Origin of the sequence: Paenibacillus xylanexedens (assembly GCF_001908275.1) — a bacterium.
In the GTDB taxonomy this organism is placed as follows: domain Bacteria; phylum Bacillota; class Bacilli; order Paenibacillales; family Paenibacillaceae; genus Paenibacillus; species Paenibacillus xylanexedens_A.
Window position 1 is genome coordinate 2,701,278 of sequence record NZ_CP018620.1, and the last position, 16,827, is coordinate 2,718,104.

At 43.6% G+C, this 16,827-nt stretch carries 25 protein-coding genes and 1 pseudogene; 24 read left to right on the forward strand and 2 right to left on the reverse strand.

The window, feature by feature from the left end; genetic code table 11:
- The first annotated feature begins 2 nt into the window (after positions 1 to 2).
- The 22 genes from BS614_RS12075 (at position 3) to BS614_RS12170 (ending at position 14,748) form a co-directional block, all read left to right on the forward strand.
- Positions 3 to 509: a GNAT family N-acetyltransferase gene (locus tag BS614_RS12075; RefSeq protein WP_074094200.1), complete on the forward strand. Its 507-nt coding sequence runs from the start codon at positions 3 to 5 to the stop codon at positions 507 to 509.
- Positions 510 to 540: 31 nt separating this feature from the next.
- A complete protein-coding gene (locus BS614_RS12080; RefSeq protein ID WP_074094201.1) occupies positions 541 to 1,056 on the forward strand; it encodes a nucleoside deaminase in 516 nt (171 codons plus the stop codon).
- Between the two features lie 26 nt (positions 1,057 to 1,082).
- Complete coding sequence (locus BS614_RS12085) at positions 1,083 to 1,625, forward strand: GNAT family N-acetyltransferase (protein WP_074094202.1); 543 nt, start codon at positions 1,083 to 1,085, stop codon at positions 1,623 to 1,625.
- Between the two features lie 20 nt (positions 1,626 to 1,645).
- Entirely contained in the window at positions 1,646 to 2,311 is a 666-nt protein-coding gene (locus BS614_RS12090) for a Type 1 glutamine amidotransferase-like domain-containing protein (protein WP_074094203.1), read from the forward strand.
- On the forward strand, positions 2,304 to 3,197 hold the full coding sequence (locus BS614_RS12095; protein WP_074094204.1) for a PhzF family phenazine biosynthesis protein: 894 nt from the start codon (positions 2,304 to 2,306) through the stop codon (positions 3,195 to 3,197). The genes BS614_RS12090 and BS614_RS12095 overlap by 8 nt, the downstream gene beginning before the upstream one ends.
- A 26-nt stretch (positions 3,198 to 3,223) precedes the next feature.
- A complete protein-coding gene (locus BS614_RS12100; RefSeq protein WP_074094205.1) occupies positions 3,224 to 3,985 on the forward strand; it encodes an aminoglycoside adenylyltransferase domain-containing protein in 762 nt (253 codons plus the stop codon).
- A gap of 154 nt (positions 3,986 to 4,139) precedes the next feature.
- Positions 4,140 to 4,730, forward strand: a complete 591-nt coding sequence (locus tag BS614_RS12105) for an HD domain-containing protein (RefSeq protein WP_074094206.1) — start codon at positions 4,140 to 4,142, stop codon at positions 4,728 to 4,730.
- Between the two features lie 46 nt (positions 4,731 to 4,776).
- On the forward strand, positions 4,777 to 5,232 hold the full coding sequence (locus tag BS614_RS12110; RefSeq protein ID WP_074094207.1) for an NUDIX hydrolase: 456 nt from the start codon (positions 4,777 to 4,779) through the stop codon (positions 5,230 to 5,232).
- Positions 5,233 to 5,249: 17 nt separating this feature from the next.
- Complete coding sequence (locus BS614_RS12115; RefSeq protein ID WP_074094208.1) at positions 5,250 to 5,579, forward strand: HIT family protein; 330 nt, start codon at positions 5,250 to 5,252, stop codon at positions 5,577 to 5,579.
- Between the two features lie 180 nt (positions 5,580 to 5,759).
- Positions 5,760 to 5,903 carry a hypothetical protein gene (locus tag BS614_RS31800; RefSeq protein ID WP_165790066.1) on the forward strand — a complete coding sequence of 48 codons (144 nt, stop codon included), beginning with the start codon at positions 5,760 to 5,762 and terminating at the stop codon, positions 5,901 to 5,903.
- Positions 5,904 to 6,012: 109 nt separating this feature from the next.
- Positions 6,013 to 6,792 (forward strand): hypothetical protein, encoded by a 780-nt coding sequence (locus BS614_RS12120; protein ID WP_074094209.1) that lies wholly within the window; start codon positions 6,013 to 6,015, stop codon positions 6,790 to 6,792.
- A gap of 136 nt (positions 6,793 to 6,928) precedes the next feature.
- On the forward strand, positions 6,929 to 7,609 hold the full coding sequence (locus BS614_RS12125) for a zinc dependent phospholipase C family protein (protein WP_074094210.1): 681 nt from the start codon (positions 6,929 to 6,931) through the stop codon (positions 7,607 to 7,609).
- An 87-nt stretch (positions 7,610 to 7,696) separates the two neighbouring features.
- Entirely contained in the window at positions 7,697 to 8,119 is a 423-nt protein-coding gene (locus BS614_RS12130; RefSeq protein ID WP_074094211.1) for a YhfM domain-containing protein, read from the forward strand.
- Positions 8,120 to 8,146: 27 nt separating this feature from the next.
- Complete coding sequence (locus BS614_RS12135) at positions 8,147 to 8,713, forward strand: GNAT family N-acetyltransferase (protein WP_244898307.1); 567 nt, start codon at positions 8,147 to 8,149, stop codon at positions 8,711 to 8,713.
- A gap of 144 nt (positions 8,714 to 8,857) precedes the next feature.
- Positions 8,858 to 9,355, forward strand: a complete 498-nt coding sequence (locus BS614_RS12140) for a PH domain-containing protein (RefSeq protein ID WP_074094212.1) — start codon at positions 8,858 to 8,860, stop codon at positions 9,353 to 9,355.
- On the forward strand, positions 9,352 to 10,914 hold the full coding sequence (locus BS614_RS12145) for a PH domain-containing protein (protein WP_074094213.1): 1,563 nt from the start codon (positions 9,352 to 9,354) through the stop codon (positions 10,912 to 10,914). The genes BS614_RS12140 and BS614_RS12145 overlap by 4 nt, the downstream gene beginning before the upstream one ends.
- A gap of 93 nt (positions 10,915 to 11,007) precedes the next feature.
- On the forward strand, positions 11,008 to 11,784 hold the full coding sequence (locus tag BS614_RS12150) for a Cof-type HAD-IIB family hydrolase (protein ID WP_074094214.1): 777 nt from the start codon (positions 11,008 to 11,010) through the stop codon (positions 11,782 to 11,784).
- A gap of 109 nt (positions 11,785 to 11,893) precedes the next feature.
- A complete protein-coding gene (locus tag BS614_RS31475; RefSeq protein ID WP_094030640.1) occupies positions 11,894 to 12,064 on the forward strand; it encodes a YHYH domain-containing protein in 171 nt (56 codons plus the stop codon).
- Positions 12,065 to 12,158: 94 nt separating this feature from the next.
- Positions 12,159 to 12,620: a GNAT family N-acetyltransferase gene (locus tag BS614_RS12155; protein ID WP_074094215.1), complete on the forward strand. Its 462-nt coding sequence runs from the start codon at positions 12,159 to 12,161 to the stop codon at positions 12,618 to 12,620.
- Positions 12,607 to 13,269 carry an HAD family hydrolase gene (locus tag BS614_RS12160; RefSeq protein WP_074094216.1) on the forward strand — a complete coding sequence of 221 codons (663 nt, stop codon included), beginning with the start codon at positions 12,607 to 12,609 and terminating at the stop codon, positions 13,267 to 13,269. Before BS614_RS12155 ends, BS614_RS12160 begins: the two co-directional genes overlap by 14 nt.
- A 295-nt stretch (positions 13,270 to 13,564) precedes the next feature.
- Positions 13,565 to 14,077 (forward strand): NUDIX domain-containing protein, encoded by a 513-nt coding sequence (locus BS614_RS12165; protein ID WP_084174502.1) that lies wholly within the window; start codon positions 13,565 to 13,567, stop codon positions 14,075 to 14,077.
- The gene (locus tag BS614_RS12170; protein ID WP_074094218.1) at positions 14,077 to 14,748 is read left to right on the forward strand and encodes a DUF3298 and DUF4163 domain-containing protein; all 672 of its coding nucleotides are present in this window, start codon (positions 14,077 to 14,079) and stop codon (positions 14,746 to 14,748) included. The genes BS614_RS12165 and BS614_RS12170 overlap by 1 nt, the downstream gene beginning before the upstream one ends.
- 299 nt (positions 14,749 to 15,047) lie before the next feature.
- On the opposite strand, the gene BS614_RS32120 is transcribed toward BS614_RS12170, so the two are convergent.
- Together BS614_RS32120 and BS614_RS32125 are read right to left on the reverse strand one after the other, a co-directional pair.
- The gene (locus BS614_RS32120) at positions 15,048 to 15,527 is read right to left on the reverse strand and encodes a glycosyltransferase (protein WP_244898308.1); all 480 of its coding nucleotides are present in this window, start codon (positions 15,525 to 15,527) and stop codon (positions 15,048 to 15,050) included.
- 35 nt (positions 15,528 to 15,562) lie between these two features.
- Positions 15,563 to 15,955: pseudogene (locus tag BS614_RS32125) on the reverse strand (glycosyltransferase); the annotation flags it as partial.
- Between BS614_RS32125 and BS614_RS32370 the strand changes: the two are divergent.
- Together BS614_RS32370 and BS614_RS12180 are read left to right on the forward strand one after the other, a co-directional pair.
- On the forward strand, positions 15,920 to 16,048 hold the full coding sequence (locus BS614_RS32370; protein WP_280523093.1) for a hypothetical protein: 129 nt from the start codon (positions 15,920 to 15,922) through the stop codon (positions 16,046 to 16,048). The pseudogene BS614_RS32125 and the gene BS614_RS32370 sit on opposite strands and share 36 nt — an antisense overlap.
- Before the next feature lie 188 nt (positions 16,049 to 16,236).
- Positions 16,237 to 16,806: a DMP19 family protein gene (locus tag BS614_RS12180; protein ID WP_074094219.1), complete on the forward strand. Its 570-nt coding sequence runs from the start codon at positions 16,237 to 16,239 to the stop codon at positions 16,804 to 16,806.
- Positions 16,807 to 16,827 lie beyond the last annotated feature (21 nt).

Below are 16,827 nucleotides of genomic sequence, written 5' to 3' on the forward strand. Positions count from 1 at the left end.
TCATGACTTACTTTCCTAGTGTAGAGACTGAACGATTGTACCTCAGAGAGTTAACCATAGCGGACCGGCAGGTTGTATATGAACATTTCGCCGAACCGGATGTAACCCGGTTCATGGATATTGAGCCTTGTCGTGACGTAAACGAAGCAGAAGAAATCATACAATTTCACATCGATGATTCTGGATGCAGATATGGTCTGTTCCATAAATCAGATGGCGAATTCATAGGCACAGCGGGGTTTCACTGTTGGAATCAAGAGTCACCATCGAAGGCAGAGATTGGGTTTGATTTATCTCCGTCCTATTGGGGACAAGGGTTGATGCAAGAAGCTTTAACCGCAATGATCGAAATCGGCTGGAACAAGATGAATCTTGATTATATTGAAGCGACAGTGGAGCAGGAAAATATTCAATCGCAGAGCTTGTTAGAAAAGTTGAACTTTTCGAAGTCCACTGAGTTAGTAGACAATCTCTTTTACTATACATTAGACAAGGAATCTGCTTTATAAGCGACTATAACTGCACTTAGGGGGATTTTCAATGAAGTTATCGGATTATGAGTATCTGACTATGGCTCTGGAAGAAGCAGAACAATCATTTACTGAAGGAACGTATCCGATTGGTGCGATAATCGTGGATGTGGATGGGATTGTCGTGAGTAAAGGCCGGAACCGAGTCTTCTCAGATTGCGACCCCACCGCACATGCTGAGGTGGACGCCATTCGTCGGGCAGGAAAACATTTGCTGGATGTAGAGAAGAAGAAATTCTCGAAGAAGAAAGACTTGACGCTTTATACTACCTGTGAGCCTTGTCCCATGTGTTCGTGCACCATATTAATGTCGGGGATTAAGAAGATTGTATGGGCAGCAGATGATGAAAAATATGGCGGGCTTCGACGTTTCAAGGAAGGGCCCCATTTTATCCATATGTTTGACACATTATCCTGCGTTGCAGCACCATACCTTGATCTGGAAAATAAACAGAGAGCATTGCTCGCCAAATGGAATATTAGTAGAGGTTTGCTTAATACAGAATGGGAGATTCCTAAACAATGATCCTAATCCAAAGCAGATGAATTCATATGGAATTCGTGGGAGAGAAGGTAAGAATAACATCAGTCACAGAACAGGACCTCGACTTCATAGGTCAACTTGAATGTGACACAAACATATGGAGCTTTGAGGAAACTGTTGAAACGGATGAGGAAAAGGTCCGCGAGAAATATCGCAGCCATTTTGCTCTCGCAGATGAGAAACCATATGCCTATGATTTCGTTATACGCCGCATAAATGATCCGGAAGATACCCCCATTGGTATAGTTCAGATGTGGAGTTATGTGGATTACCGAAAAAGCTGGGAACTTGGATTCGCTGTACTTTCAGAATACGCAGGCAACGGATATGGGAGCGAGGCTACTCGTCTTTTGTTACGATTTGCGTTTCAAGAGTTACAAGCTCATAAGGTCGTCGGCATGTGCAATTCACAAAACGTTCGCTCAGTCGCACTGATGCAGCATGTGGGTATGACACGGGAGGCCGTCTTCCAGGAAGAACTATGGTGGAACAATCAGTGGACAGACCAGTATTTTTTCTCGATTTTGAATAGAGAGTTTAAGCCAGTCTAATAGGTACGGGAGGAAATAAGATGACTACGTTGGTTCTGCTAAGTGATTTGGTTTTCGAATCTAACGATAAATTGGATCAGAGAATACGAAGCTTATTCAACAATGAACAGCTTTCCATCGGCTATATCCCTTCGTGCTCCGATCCGGAGCGGAAATATTTTGAACACACTAGACGTTACTATACTCAGATAGGAATAGATAACATTCAATATTACGATCTTGATCTGGAGTATGAGGAGAGCACATTTAGCTCTATTTTCGAATGTGATGCGATTCATCTATCCGGCGGAAATACGTTTTATTTTCTAAGTTTATTACAGAAGAGAAATGTGCTTGGTTTGCTGTGTTCCTATGTGAAGAGTGGCGGCATTCTGATCGGGGTCAGCGCAGGCAGTATTCTGACTACACCTACCATAGATATAGCGGGATATGGGGAAGATGCTGATGAAAACAATGTAGATCTGAAAGATATGCAAGCACTGGGACTCGTTGATTTTGAGTTTGCAACGCATTGGGACGGTTCGGAAGATACCCTGAATTCATTAAGAGAGTATACGCGCGTTAACCGTACGGCGGTTTATGCGTGCCAAGATGGTGGCGGGCTTGTAATGGATGGAGAAAGCGTAGAGTTATATGGACATGTGCGTCTCGTAGATTACAGAGAGAGTGGGTCTGTTGATGAGTAATATTACGGTCTATCATTATGATGCTTTCTCTACCGTTCCCGGTCAAGGTAACCCGGCAGGAGTGGTTTTTGATGCTGATCATTTCAGTGAGACGGAGATGCAGCAGATCGCTTATCAAGTTGGTTTTAATGAGACAGTATTTGTGTTGAATTCTGAAGTAGCTGACGTCCGATTACGTTATTTTACGCCGGGCCATGAGATTAATCTGTGTGGTCATGCCACAATGGCATCACTGTATGGGTTGAAGACGCGTGGAATGTTAAATGACAAAGAGTTTATCACTATTGAAACCAATGTAGGTACATTACCCATACGATTTGAGCGCAATGCCGACACCATTTACATGAAAATGAAACAGGATCAGCCTCAGTTTGCACCGTTTCAGGGGGATATCGAGAAGCTGGTAAACGCCATAAACCTAACTCTGGATGATGTCGACCTTTCTACGCCAATCGTTTATGGGAGTACGGGAACTTGGACGTTATTAATCCCGATTCGTGAATTGAACTCTTTTATGGAAATGAGACCGGATTCTTCCCTGTTCCCAGGAATTTTAATTGAGAATCCCAAAGCTTCCCTACATCCCTTTTGTTTCGAAACCCGTGATTCCGATGCCATGATGCATGCCAGACATTTTTCCTCACCTTACTCAGGTACGACGGAAGATCCAGTGACTGGAACAGCCTCCGGGGTGATGGGTGCATATTATTTAACCTATGTGAAACCGGAGATTGATGAGGTACAGTTTGTGGTAGAACAAGGGCATGAGATTGGAAGAGATGGAAAGGTTCAAGTGAGTGTGATTCGGGATGGTGAGGATATGGATGTCAGAATAAAGGGGACAGCTGTATTTGTGCGTGAACTGAACGTTGAATTGGACACCTGATTATATACATAAGGGAGTTGCTCTTGTTGAATGAAAAGACTGTTTTAGATAGCGTTACTCGTGTCTTGAAAGAAGAATTAACGGATGCCTTGGTGGGAATATATTTACACGGTTCTATGGCCATGGGATGCTTTCATCCAAATCAGAGTGATATCGATATATTGGTCGTTAGCCGGGAAAAGCGACCTGCTGACACCTATCGAAGGATTGCAAAAAAGCTAATGCATATTGAAGATGAGATGCACATTACGAAAGGTTTTGAACTCAGTATTGTACTGGAAACTGCGGTTGTTGCCATGGTATACCCTACTCCTTTTGAATTTCATTACTCTGCTTATCATCGGGAGAAATATCGAAAGGATGAGCAATATCTATGTGGTGGATATGAAGATCCGGATCTGGTAGCACATATGGCGGTCATCTATGATCGAGGTATTGTGCTGGCTGGTAAACCCATTAAGGATCTGTTCCAACCGGAAAATCGTGAACATATGATTGCCTCAATCACATCGGACGCGAGTTCAGCAATTGAAGACATTGTGGACAACCCAGTCTACTATGTATTGAGTCTATCCCGGGTTCTTTTGTACGTGAAAGATTCAGTCATTCGTTCCAAGCGAGAAGCAGGAGAATGGGCACTTACAAACCTTCCCTCTAAATACCAGGATGTCTTCTCACAATGCCTTGCAAAGTACAATGGTGATCTGGAGAATGTGAATTTGAGTGAAGCCTTACTTCTGGAGTATGCGGAATATATGTTGAATCAGATCCACGTGAAGGGAAATTAACATGTTGCAAATTTTTGATATTGTGTACTGATCTGACTGACTATATGAAAAAAATAACTGGGCCTATATCGGCAAAGGATATCTGCTTGATGATGAAGAGACGAGAATCTATGAAAATAAAAGATTTGATTTCTGACATGAAGGAGGATGTGCTGTGAGTGAATTATTACAGGATCAGATTCAATTTCTCATTGAGATTGATAAACTGAAGACGATTGAACGAAAGACGAGAATAATGCATGGGGAGAGACTTGAAAATGATGCGGAGCATTCTTGGCATCTGGCGATGATGGCATTGGTTTTACAGAGTCATGCCAACAAGGATGTGAATATTCTTAAAGTCATTAAGATGCTTCTCGTTCATGATCTGGTTGAGATCGATGCGGGAGATACTTTTGCCTACGATACGGTGGGGAATACGGATAAATATGATCGTGAACTCCAAGCGGCTCATCGGCTGTTTGGTATGTTGCCTAAGGAACAGGCTGAAGAACTACTCCAATTATGGTTGGAGTTTGAATCAAAGCAGACGCCTGAAGCACAATTTGCTTCATCTCTCGACCGGTTGCAGCCTCTAATCCACAATCATCAGAATGAGGGAGATACGTGGCAGAAATATAACATTACAAGTGATCAGGTTTTAAACAGAAACCATGAAATTGCGAACGGTTCCGAAACATTGTGGGAGTATGCGCAGCAGCTTATTCAGAAATCTGTGGATCAGGGAATTTTGACCAAATCATAAGGATACGTTTTAACGTATGTACTTCGAAGATGGGGGTGAAGCATGTATGGGATATATTATGGAGCTAAGAAAACTGGTGGGCCCGCGTCCTCTAATTATGGCGGGCTCATGTGTACTCGTGTTTAATGAGGAAGGCCACCTGCTGCTGCAAAAACGTACAGATAGCTTGGATTGGGGGACACTTGGGGGATCCATGGAACCCGGGGAGTCTTTGGAGGAAGCAGCAGCGCGGGAATTGTATGAAGAAGCCGGACTGAGAGCGGAATCGTACAAACTCATTAGCGTTTTTTCAGGTGAGGACATGTACTATCAGTACCCACATGGTGATGAAGTTTACAACGTCATGGCTGTTTATGAAGCTTCAGGTATCAAGGGCAGCCCAACCATTATGGATGATGAGGGGCTGGAACTTCGATATTTTGATCTGAATCAGCCGATCCCTGAGATCAATCCGTTTACGGAATATGTGTTGAAGAAGGCAGGGTATATCAGAACTCACTAGTAAGAGGAGGACATGTTATGACGCAGGACTTCTATTGTGATGAGGTGCTGAGTGGTAAAACGCAAGTTAAAGTTGTCATGGAAACAAATAACGTTATGGCTTATCATCACACTCGGCCTTACTACAAGCATCACATTGTTGTAATTCCCAAGACTCATATTCAGTCCTTCATTTCAGAAGAAGAAGAGAATAATGATGAGCTACTATTGGAAATGATGCGTGTCATTAAAAAGATTGCTGCTGACATGGTGAACCAGACAGGCTCGTCGAAGATTATAACTAACTTGGGCAACTATCAAGACACGAAGCATCAACATTGGCATGTAGTCAGTGGTGAACGAACTTAGGAAAATGTATACCTGATTATAAATCTTCCACCTTTCACAAATGGGTGTGGAAGATTTTTTTATTTTCAACTGATAAGCACCCTAAATGCCCCTTACATCTACCCAAAAAATTAACTAAGGAAAAATATGCTAGAATAGGGAGTGGACATTTAAAAGGGTCTATTAGGAGGAATAATAATTATGATTACGATATTTCTAATGTTGATTAATGTACTGTTATACGGACTGGGCGTGTATGCGCTGATCCTGTTTATTAAGCTTGCCCGGCGTGGGATTCAGGCACTGGATATCTACCTGTATGAGAAACGCGGAGAGCGGTTCTAACGTTTCACCATCTCACACTCGAACAGAATTATCATTTTTCTCTCAGTGTTTTATCTTTCCTAATCTAGTATGATTAACGCATCAATCCAGTAAAGAGAGGGTTAATGACATGGATGCTTTTTTAGAGCAAATTAACGAGTTAAACGAGCTTCAGAAAGACTTGGTCAGCCTACATCCTTTGTTTGCAGAACATTATCCAGTGGTTGTAGCCTATGAAGCTTTATTATATATCTATGATTATTCGTCCAAAACGCAGCAATATGAGTGGGTGAAGACGGTACCGGACGATTTATATATTCCAGATGAATGCCTTGCTGCGATGCCGGTGCATCATATGAACGGACGAATGTGTGCGATTGTAACGGATACAGCGTTCAAAGATCTGGAGCAGAAAGTTTATCTGTTCCACGAATATGTTCATTGTTATGTATATGAGAAATATGATGAGCGGATCGTCAACCGTCTTCAAATTAAGCATAAAATGGACCAGCTGAAGCGCGTAACATGGGAACTGGATTATGAATTTCCGTATGAAGATGAAATCGTTGTGGAGCGGATTAACTCATTGTTGTCAGCTTTGAAGAGTAAAGACCTGACGCAAGTACACACAGCTAGAAAAGCGTTGTTCATTTCATTAAATGAAGAACAAGCCGAGTATTGGAGCTGGTTGGAGTGGAACGAGGGTTACGCGCGCTATATTGAGAATCTGATTCGGGCAAAATTCGGGCAGGAAAGCAATCATATGGGAGACACTGCTCCGTTTAATCGTCTAGTATTCTATGAGTGTGGGTCGGAATATATTAGTCTGCTTGTGAAGGAGCATCCGGGGTACCATACGGATCTGGAGCAGCTGTTTGACCGCATGCAAGTGGAGAGAATTCAGGGATAATCACGCATCTACGGTGAAAAAAAGGTGGAACCTAGCGAAGTCTCACTATTCCAGTGATCTGCGTTGCACCAGTAGGTTATATCGTTTCTTTTCCCAAGTATAGTAGAATACTTCCCGATAAAAGGAGATCAACTCTATGCCGTTACCTATGGTTCATCTCAATATTGCTAATCTGATTGCAGACTCTCTGCAAGTGCAGACTGATCGAGGTTCATTCTATCTGGGGAATATCGCCCCGGATTCCATACATATGCGCGAAGGTACAACCAGAGATGATAAGGAATACACCCATTTTAACCCGAAAGATGATGGAGATCACGTTGGTGACCTGAAGGATCTTTACTCATTCTATATGCAACAACTTACCGATGAAGGATGGAAGTGGTTTGTGCGAGGATACTTTATGCATGTGCTAACAGACTATTACTGGTTCCGTAGTGTGCATCCCGAATTCGTCGAACGGGTCAACAAGGTAGATCAACATACAGGCAGTAGCAGATCGAAGGATGAACTGTCGCGTTTATACTATCAGGAGACAGACCAGATCGATTTTAATCTCTATCAAGGTTCAAGTTGGAGTGAAGAAGTGTGGCAGGTGCTCAACAGTTCACCGGGCTATGACATGACGAATCGTTTAACTGCCGATGAGATTATTCGCTGGCGGGACCACACGTTTTCATTTCTAAATGGGGAAGAACCGGGAATTACTCCTGAGTTCATTACGGGTGAGAGAGTTCAGGTATTTGTGGAAGAGACTTTAGAGCGACTGATCGCTATGTTGTCTTCATGGGACCCGGAGTTACGTAACTGGATATGACTACAGGTATTTAGATAGTTCAGTTGAGTCACTAGATGCTGTAATCGTTACTTCTCTATTCATTACGAAGTCAGGGAGGCAGGTGGTATGGTGAAATATGTAGGTTTCTTGATGGTGCTCGTCATTGCTACGTTCATTACAGGATGCAGTCAACCGAATGAATCGAACGTGGAAGAGGGGCTTCCTATGCTGATCACCTTAACCTGTAATCCAAACCTTACCTTGGAACCATGCCAAGATGTTGAGTTTGATCGACCTGACGAGATTCGAATCATGATGGAGGCCATACATAAGGCAGAGCGTTTGCCGGGCAATCTGAATTATGGTACACAGTACAAGATGAGCATAACGAATGCGGATGGCTCAGTAACACGGTACGATTTTTCATTAGGAATGGACCCCAAGATGCAGGGCCTGTTAGTAAACCAGGAAGACACGTCTACTGGGTATAGTATATCCCTTGAGGATGCTAACCAATTAAGAAGACTGATTCAGCGACGTACAGATTAAGAAGGTATATGGAACGGAGAAGAACCTGTGGATGACAAAATTACCATTGAACCTATGACACGATCGGATGCAGAGGGAGCGTATCGGGTATTCGAGACAACGATCCCGGCAGCATTCGAACAGGAGGGCATAGGCTCGCTACTGGATGATATCCAGCATGAAATAGCACATAAGAGAGCATTAATTCACACTGCATTGCAGCCAGATCATAACAAGGAAGCAAATGTATTTTTCCTCGTGGCCAAAATGGGTAAGTCCATTGTAGGCACAATTTCGTATGGACCTTGTGGTGAGGAGATTCGAGAATGTACAGATCAACGGCTGAATGATATCGGAGAACTGGGTAGCCTGTACGTTTTGCCCGAGGTTCAAGGTCAAGGGATTGGTTCAGCGCTCATTCTAGCACTGGGTACTGAACTTCAGCGGCTGGGTATTCAGCAATTCTGCTTAGATAGCGGCTATCGAATCGCACAGCAGAAGTGGCAACGCAAATTCGGTGAACCCTATGTGGTGGCGAAGAACTATTGGGGCGAAGGAACAGATCATATGGTATGGTTATGTAAAGTACAGGATTTTATAGTAAAAGTAAAATGAAATGAACAATAGAGATGACGACCTGTGCTATACAGGGTCATCTCTTTTACTAACTAACGGAATCTTTATGCATCGATCGTGGGCGATTGTTCGTACAGTGTATCATGTGTGTTTTGATGTACCCGAGGAAAAAGGAGTGAACATATGTCAATACAGTGGAAGCCACCCGAGCAACGGTTATCTCCTCATGCAGTAAACCTGTGGAGAATTAGCGCCATCATATGGAATGTGATAGGTCTTCTGATCCTCACCGTACTGTTAGTACTCGACTCAATCTATGGATGGAAGACGTGGATCGGTTGGATATTGTGGGGGGTTACAGCCATATCTGTGCCTTATGCGGTTTGGGATATTTTTATCCAGCCTTCATGGTTATACAAGCATTGGTACTATGATGTGAATGAGGAGTTTCTGCAATTGAAGCGCGGGGCGCTAACCAAGGTACATCAGATCATCCCCATGGCGAAAGTGCAATCGGTTACAACAAATCAGGGACCTTTGATGCGAAAATATGGACTCTATTCCGTATCGGTTGGCACGATGGGGTCATCGCATGAAATCCCGGCATTGCCCGAGGAAGTCGCGCTTGCGCTCCGTCATCAGATTGCGTCCTATGCACGTATTAATGAGGTGGATGAATGATCGATATGAAGCGACATCATCCATTAACCATACTGTGGAGCCTGTGGAAACTGGTGAAGAATTCGTTCGCGATCATCCTGTTTTTGTTTGTTTTCCGTCAGGGCTCGGAGTCTCAATGGATATTCTATGGAAGAATCGCTTTTTATGTAGGAGTCTCCATTAGCATCCTGTCCATTATCCTGAAGTGGTTCACCTCGCGTTATGCAGCAGACGATACAGCCTTTCATATCTATAGTGGTGTGTTTAACCGTACCCGAAGAACGATACCTTATACGAAGGTCCAGAATGTGAATCGTCATACAACGCTGTTTCATCGGTTGTTCAGGGTGACGTCGATTCGATTCGAGACCGGAATTAAGGGAGAAGATGCTACCTTTCAGTTACACGTTGTTTCACTTTCCGAAGCGGAACAGCTGGAGAAAATTGTAGCAGGTCATATGGCTGAAGAAGCAGAAACAGCAGGAGTAACAGAGGAACATGATACGTTGGATGCAGTTCAAGCTATGGAAGAGGGAGAGGCGCAATCCGAACCTTTTATAACTGATGAAGTCATGTCTCTACCTGCAAAAGAAAAACAGGAACGGGTTGTTCATTATCATTCCACCCGCAAGGACATATTCAAAGCATCCTTTACCTCGCTCAGCTTTCTCGTACTAATTCCGGTCCTGGCTACGCTGTATTCCTGGGTGAAGGACTTCTTCCCTGATGAAGAAGTAACGGAAAGTTTGTTATTAACCTGGCTTGATTCCTGGTGGATTGCCGGTTTGATGATTTTGGTTTTATTGATTATATCCATTGCCTTGGGTGTTGTCAGAACCTTCGTGAAGTATGGAAATTTCCAGATCACCTCGGATGCCAAGCGGATCTATATCACAAAGGGTATGATGGAGCAAACGTCATTTTCAATCCTGAAAGAACGCGTTCAGGCCGTGAAAATTACCCAGTCACCGATGAAAAGGTTACTTGGACTAGCTGAAGTAGAACTGACCACCGCAGGTAGCCTGGGAGAATCTGAGCAGGAGGTGAACTCGCTCTATCCTTTCTTGCCTGTGAAGCAAGCCTATACCCTGATTGAGGAGATCCTGCCATCCTATCGGGTTACGCAGGAGATGGAAAAACTTCCACGAATATCACTATGGCTGCGCCTGCTCAAACCAAGCTGGAGGTGGATCATAATTACGGGTTTATTGTGGTATTTCAAACCATTGGTGTTTGGGCAGAAACATGCCTGGTGGATGATTTCCGCGATTCTGCTCGTGTGGATTGCAACATGCAGAGTGATGGACTTTTTCCATACCCGATACATTCTGCATCAGAATTTCATTCAACTTCGAACCGGTGCGCTCACTTCAACCCTCTTCATCTCCAAACGTGAGAAAGTCATCGAAGTGCAGATCACCCGTAATGTGTTACAGCGTTGGTTCGGTGTGGCTTCCATTCATACGGTAAACCGCGCCAAGCCAGTACTGCATCATCGGGCACATGACATTTCCCTGGATACGGCGAAATCATTTCAATCATGGTACATGGGACGTACCCAAGATGTTCAGACCCGTTAATTGCAAGAGCAAGTGCAGGAAGACCACATCAGGTTATTCTGTGCTTGCTCTTTTTAAATTGAAAACTTTTTATAACTGAGGAGGAAGAACTATTTGATGAAAGCTGTGTTCTTTGATGTGGACGGTACATTGCTGAGCGAAATAGATTGGAGTTTATCACCGCGTACAGCTGAGTCGATCCGAGAGTTGATTCGTAAAGGCGTTCAAGTCGTACTCGTCACAGGTAGGCCCTATAATTTATGCGAAGAATTCAGAAATCTCGGAATCGATACGATCATTTCGGCTAATGGAGCATTGATCAAAGCAGGTGATGAAGTGATACATAGGTCTGTACTTTCAGCACAGATGGTTAGAGCATTTAGTGAGTTTGCCGAGTTGCACGGGCACAGCATTTCATATTTTACAGAGTCATTTGAGACGAACGGGTTGTGTACTGGAGATGGTCGTGTTACTAACGCCTTAAGAGATACGCTTGGACTCATGAATTATCCCCAGAAAATCAGCACGTTGGAACAGGACGTATATTGCATTTGTTTATATGCAGATGAAGCGGAGACGGAGAAATTCCAGTCCAGATTTCCTTCTTTACGATTCGTGAGATTCCATCCGTATGTAGTGAATGTGCTGGAAGCGAGCGAAGTCAGCAAATCTATAGCCGCCGAGAAAGTTCTCGACTACCTGAAGATATCCAGAGAGGATACAATGGCCTTTGGCGATGGGGAGAATGATGTGGATCTGCTAGTGTATGCGGGAATCGGAATTGCGATGGGAAATGGCGGAGAACGAATTAAAAAAAGCGCCGATTATGTCACCCTGCGGGCAAGTGAAGATGGGGTCACCCATGCATTGAAGCAATTTAAGATTTTATGAGAATGGATCGGCTAAAAAGATGAATTATATCCAAATTGTGGATTTTCGTGTAGAATGAGATAGCACGTATTAAGCCCTAAAGCATAGGGTGTTGATCGAAGGGTGACTTATGAAAAAGGTTGTTATCGTAATCCTGTCTCTTGTCGTACTTGTTGGTGTATCCTCTTCCGCTTATGCTCATCCAGGCAGACTGGATAAGAACGGTGGACATAACTGTTCAGCCAAATCCAAACAAAAGGGTCTGTGCACAGGTTATCACTATCACAAAAAGAAAAAATGAGAATGAGCTGTACAAGATAAACCCGGCCATCGTTCAATGTATGGTTGGGTTTGCATGTGTACCATTGATTTAAAATGATGGAGGCGGTTACACCATGCGGATACAGGAGATATCAGTATGGAATCATGACGATTTAGTGGCGATGCTGGCCGAAAGCTCCAGTGAGGGGTTCAGACATATCGAGCGATTAATCCATGAATATGAGACAGGAATTAATACATTCGAGCAAGAAGATGAAGCGCTTTTTGAATGCAGAATGCACGATAAGGTGGTTGGGATCTGCGGTTTGAACAGAGATCCTTATTCTGAAGTGACTGATACCGGAAGAATTCGCAGGCTTTATGTGATGAGAGAATTTCGAAGACATGGGGTTGGGCGCAGGCTGATGGATGCGGTTATTCAAAAAGCGGAAAATCATTACGCTCGACTGGTTTTGTACACGGATCAACCGGTTGCTGGATCTTTTTATCGCGACTTGGGATTTAGAGAAGTGACGAGTATGGAGAAGATAACGCATGTACTGGAATTGGGGGAGAAGGAAGATGGATCATATTAAAGCCGTTATTTTTGATTTGGACAATACAATTCTGAACAGAACGATGACCTTTGACGGCTTCGCTCGGAGTTTGATTAAAACCTATTTTGCCCATCTTGAGTCCACGGAGGATATCCTCCAAAGAATCATTGAGCTTGATGAAGATGGTTATAAGAACAAACCCCTTCTGTTCAACGAGTTGTTGAATGAACTGCCTTGGGCAGAACATCCGCCACATGCAGAACTGATGGAGTTCTATGGCAGAGAGTATGTGCGAAGTTCAGTTCTGATGGAACAGGCGCGAGAAGTGGTTCAGCATCTCCGCGGGAAATACCAAACCGGGTTAATCACCAATGGGCAGACCAATATTCAGTATGGAAAAATCGATCAACTCGGTATCCGGGAGGATTACGACCATATTATTGTTTCAGAAGAGGCTGGAGTCAAAAAGCCCGACCCACGCATATTTCAGCTTGCGCTCGATCATTTCGGTCTAAGCCCAGAGCAATGCATCTACATTGGCGATCATCCCGTGAACGATATTGAAGGAGCAGCAAGCGTAGGCATGAGCACCATCTGGATGAAGGTCAACCAGCCGTGGCAAGACAGCATTACGTCGGGTCCTTTACATACGATTGAACATCTAAGTGAGTTGAAGAAACTGCTTTAGAAGACGGTTATATAAATTGAATATAACATTTACACAAAACGTAGAGGACAGAAATAACCTAAAGAAGCGAAGCTAAAAGCTTTCTGAAAGAAAGCTACTTCGGAAGCATACACCTCGCCTTTATCCCCGGATTTTTCCCCTTAGGAAAGGAATCAAAAAATCTGGGGATAACAGCGATCGGAAGGTTGTTCTGTCATCGGAGTGGCTAGTGTAAATATTCTTTAGTTCAGTTTATATAGATAAAGATTACTATAAACAAAGTTTGGAAAGCGAGGAACATATGGAGATTAGACAGATGGCTACAGCGTTTTTGAGCAATGGCTCAGATATGCTGATGATGAAGAAGGCGGGCAGCAGATTGTTTAATTTTGAATTCTGGGGTGGCATTGGCGGACATCTGGAACAAGGGGAACTGAACGTACCCATGAGCGCCAGCTATCGGGAGATTGAAGAAGAGACCGGGTTCAAGCAAGAGGATGTCGAACATTTTCGGCTTCGATATATTCTGTTGGAAGTTAATAGTGGTGAGATTTGGCAGCAGTTTGTATATTTCGGAGAGACTACGCATCGACAATTTGTGTCCTCAGATGAAGGAGAGTTATTCTGGATACCGCTGGATGAGGTACTAGACTTACACTCGTCTATTCTGATCAAAGCAACGCTCAGGCACTATTTACAACATCCAGGCGCAGAAGACATCTGGATTGGCAACGTTCATAGCGGAACAGACCTAAGGGGCACTCCACAGGTAATATGGAACAGAATGCAGGAAACGATATCATTTGAGCCAAAGGGGGTTAATCGATAATGTTGAAATATAGAACTGGAAGAAAAAAATGGAGATGGATAAATTACCTGTTGATCACTGTACTGATTGCTATCATTCTTCCGAGTAGTCATGTAGAGGCAGGCAGCACGATTACAGTGAAAACGAAGGTCCAATATTACAAAGGACAGCCATACATACATCTAACAGGTGGAAAGAAATCTGTGACGGATAAGCTGAACAAGACATTTAAACTCCACGCAGTGAAAGCAGCTCGCCTGGACAAAGAAGAAAAAAAATCAAACAAAAATTATTTCTACATTACCATGGCCAGTGTAAAATACAATGCAAAAGAAAAATTATCTGTGGTATATGAAGATCATGTGTACACTGGCGGAGCACATGGAATGGATGCGACAAAATCATATAACTATGATTTAAGAACAGGTAAAGAACTAAAGCTAAGTGAGTATGTCAAAGACGATATTCAGATGGAGAAGGTAGAGAAATCAATCTCCAACAGTCTATTAGCCATGTATAATGCAGGAGTTTCTATTTTTGAAGAAAATATTTATGATTTTCAGCTTGATCAAACATCTGAATTCTTTTTATATGATAAAGGAATTGTCATCCGATTCCACCCTTATGAGGTTGCACCCTACGCTAAAGGGTTTGTAGATATCAAAGTCCCGTTCAGTAAATTCAACCAATAGATTGTTTGCAATAAAAGGCATGATCCAGTCAATGAGATCATGTCTTTTTTCTATATATGCAATCATTCATAATATTTTAAATAATTTCAATAACTTAGGCTTCTAAATGTCTGCATACCGTGTGAATAGCTCAACCCGATCCAAGAAGGAGGTTTGTTATGAAACGTATTGGAAACATGTTTCAGGCTGACCGTAGCAGAGTGTAAATGCTATGGCAGCCTGAACGAGCGAACCGGTTTAATTTTGCATAGGACAGTGGCGGTTGTTATGGGTTGTTGGCATAACCTCAAGACATCTGACTACGCTGTAATAATTCGATCTTTCGTTTGTCTATTCCGATGTTCTATCGCTTCCTCATAATCCCCGATCAGTGTGTCAAAAATATGCTCCCACGACCGCTGCTCAGCCAGCTTTCTGCCTTCCAGTCCCATCATCCTCAATTGGTTCACGTGGTTTCCCCAGAGACATATCTCCCGAATCAGTGCATCAGCCTGACCTGGCTCGAATAACACACCATTGCGGTGAGGGGATATCAGATCCTTTACACCTCCGGCATTGGCCGCCACCACAGGAAGTCCTGAAGCCATCGCTTCCAGTACCACATTGCCAAATGTCTCCGTAGAGGAAGGAAACACAAACAGATCTGCCGAAGCATACATAACAGCAAGTTCTTCCCCATGCATATATCCTGTATAAGTGACATTGGGTGGGGTTTGCAGACGCATTTTGGGAAGAGATGGGCCGTCGCCAACGATAATCCAGTGTACACGGGACTGCATTTCCTGTGGCAACTGCTCAGGGTGTTTAACGTTTCCTGTGATGGAGTTAGTGTTGCATCACAGGCACGGTGGAACCACTGGATATACTTCCAGTAGAGAGGAATCATGCTTTTCAACCGGTAGTATTCGAGATAACGATCGAAGTGGGTATGGTAGGAGACAACATGCGGAAGATGGTGTTTGAGCGCATACCTCAGACCAAGCAACCCCATATTAAAAGGCGTAGCGATATGCAGCAGATCGGGTTGAAAGGTCTGTAGCTGCTTGTGCGTGTCTGCTCTGTTGGGTAGAGCAATGCGGCATTCGGGATACAGAAAAAAAGGGATGTTGGCAACCGATCGGACTTGAGTCTCATGGCTTCCTTCAATGATGGAGTTCGGAGTAAACAGCAGATGTTCAATTCTTCTGCGGTTCAGATGGTTACTCAAGCGGTGGAGCGTGCCAGCAACACCATTGGTTTCCGGAAGATAGGTGTCTGTGAACAAGGCCAGTCGCATCATTACCCCTCCCAAGACTCGTGATGTCAAGATCATAACAGCGGAACATTTTCCAGAGGTCAAGTGCACGTTAACTTGACGATATTCCCTGTAAAATGACTTCGGCAAGAACATGTAAACTTCCATAAGTTCAACTTATATAGCGTATTCTGCTATGATGTAATAACGTGTCGGCGTATATATAGACAGAGAGATACAGGAGGCAGAGAAAGATGAACAAGTTACAAGAAGAATTGCAGGAGTTGTTACCACTCGATCAGCTTGAAGAGATGTCAGGTGAAGAAGTGGTGGTGAGTGTTGCCATGGACCTTTATCGGGCTGAATTTTCGACGATTCGAGAAAGTGGGCCGGAACTTCCGCAAGTATTGCGAGATATCATTCTAATCATTGATCTGGATACCGAGCTGTCCATGAACGGGATGACCGGTTTCCTTGAGAATTCCAGCGGACAGTATCTGGGTGAGACGATAACAGCTATGGAGCGGATCGGCAATGATGCAGATGCTGTGATCCTGAAGAAGATAGAGCAGATGTTGTCCGAAAGCGGTGTAACGCACGGGCAATTACGAGATAATGTGAATGGCCTGTCCGAAGATGACATCACGACAAGCCTGCAAACACACGGGGAACAGATTCATGAGGTATTACAGCAGATTGAACTGGAAGCCGCGAATTTGAGCATGCAATCGGATAACGAAGAAAGCTTTGACCTGCTGTATCAATATGTGGACGAAAATAAAGAACGTTTGAAACAGGAGATGCAACACGTTTTGTCTAATTGAGTGGGAAGAGGAGGCAAAATG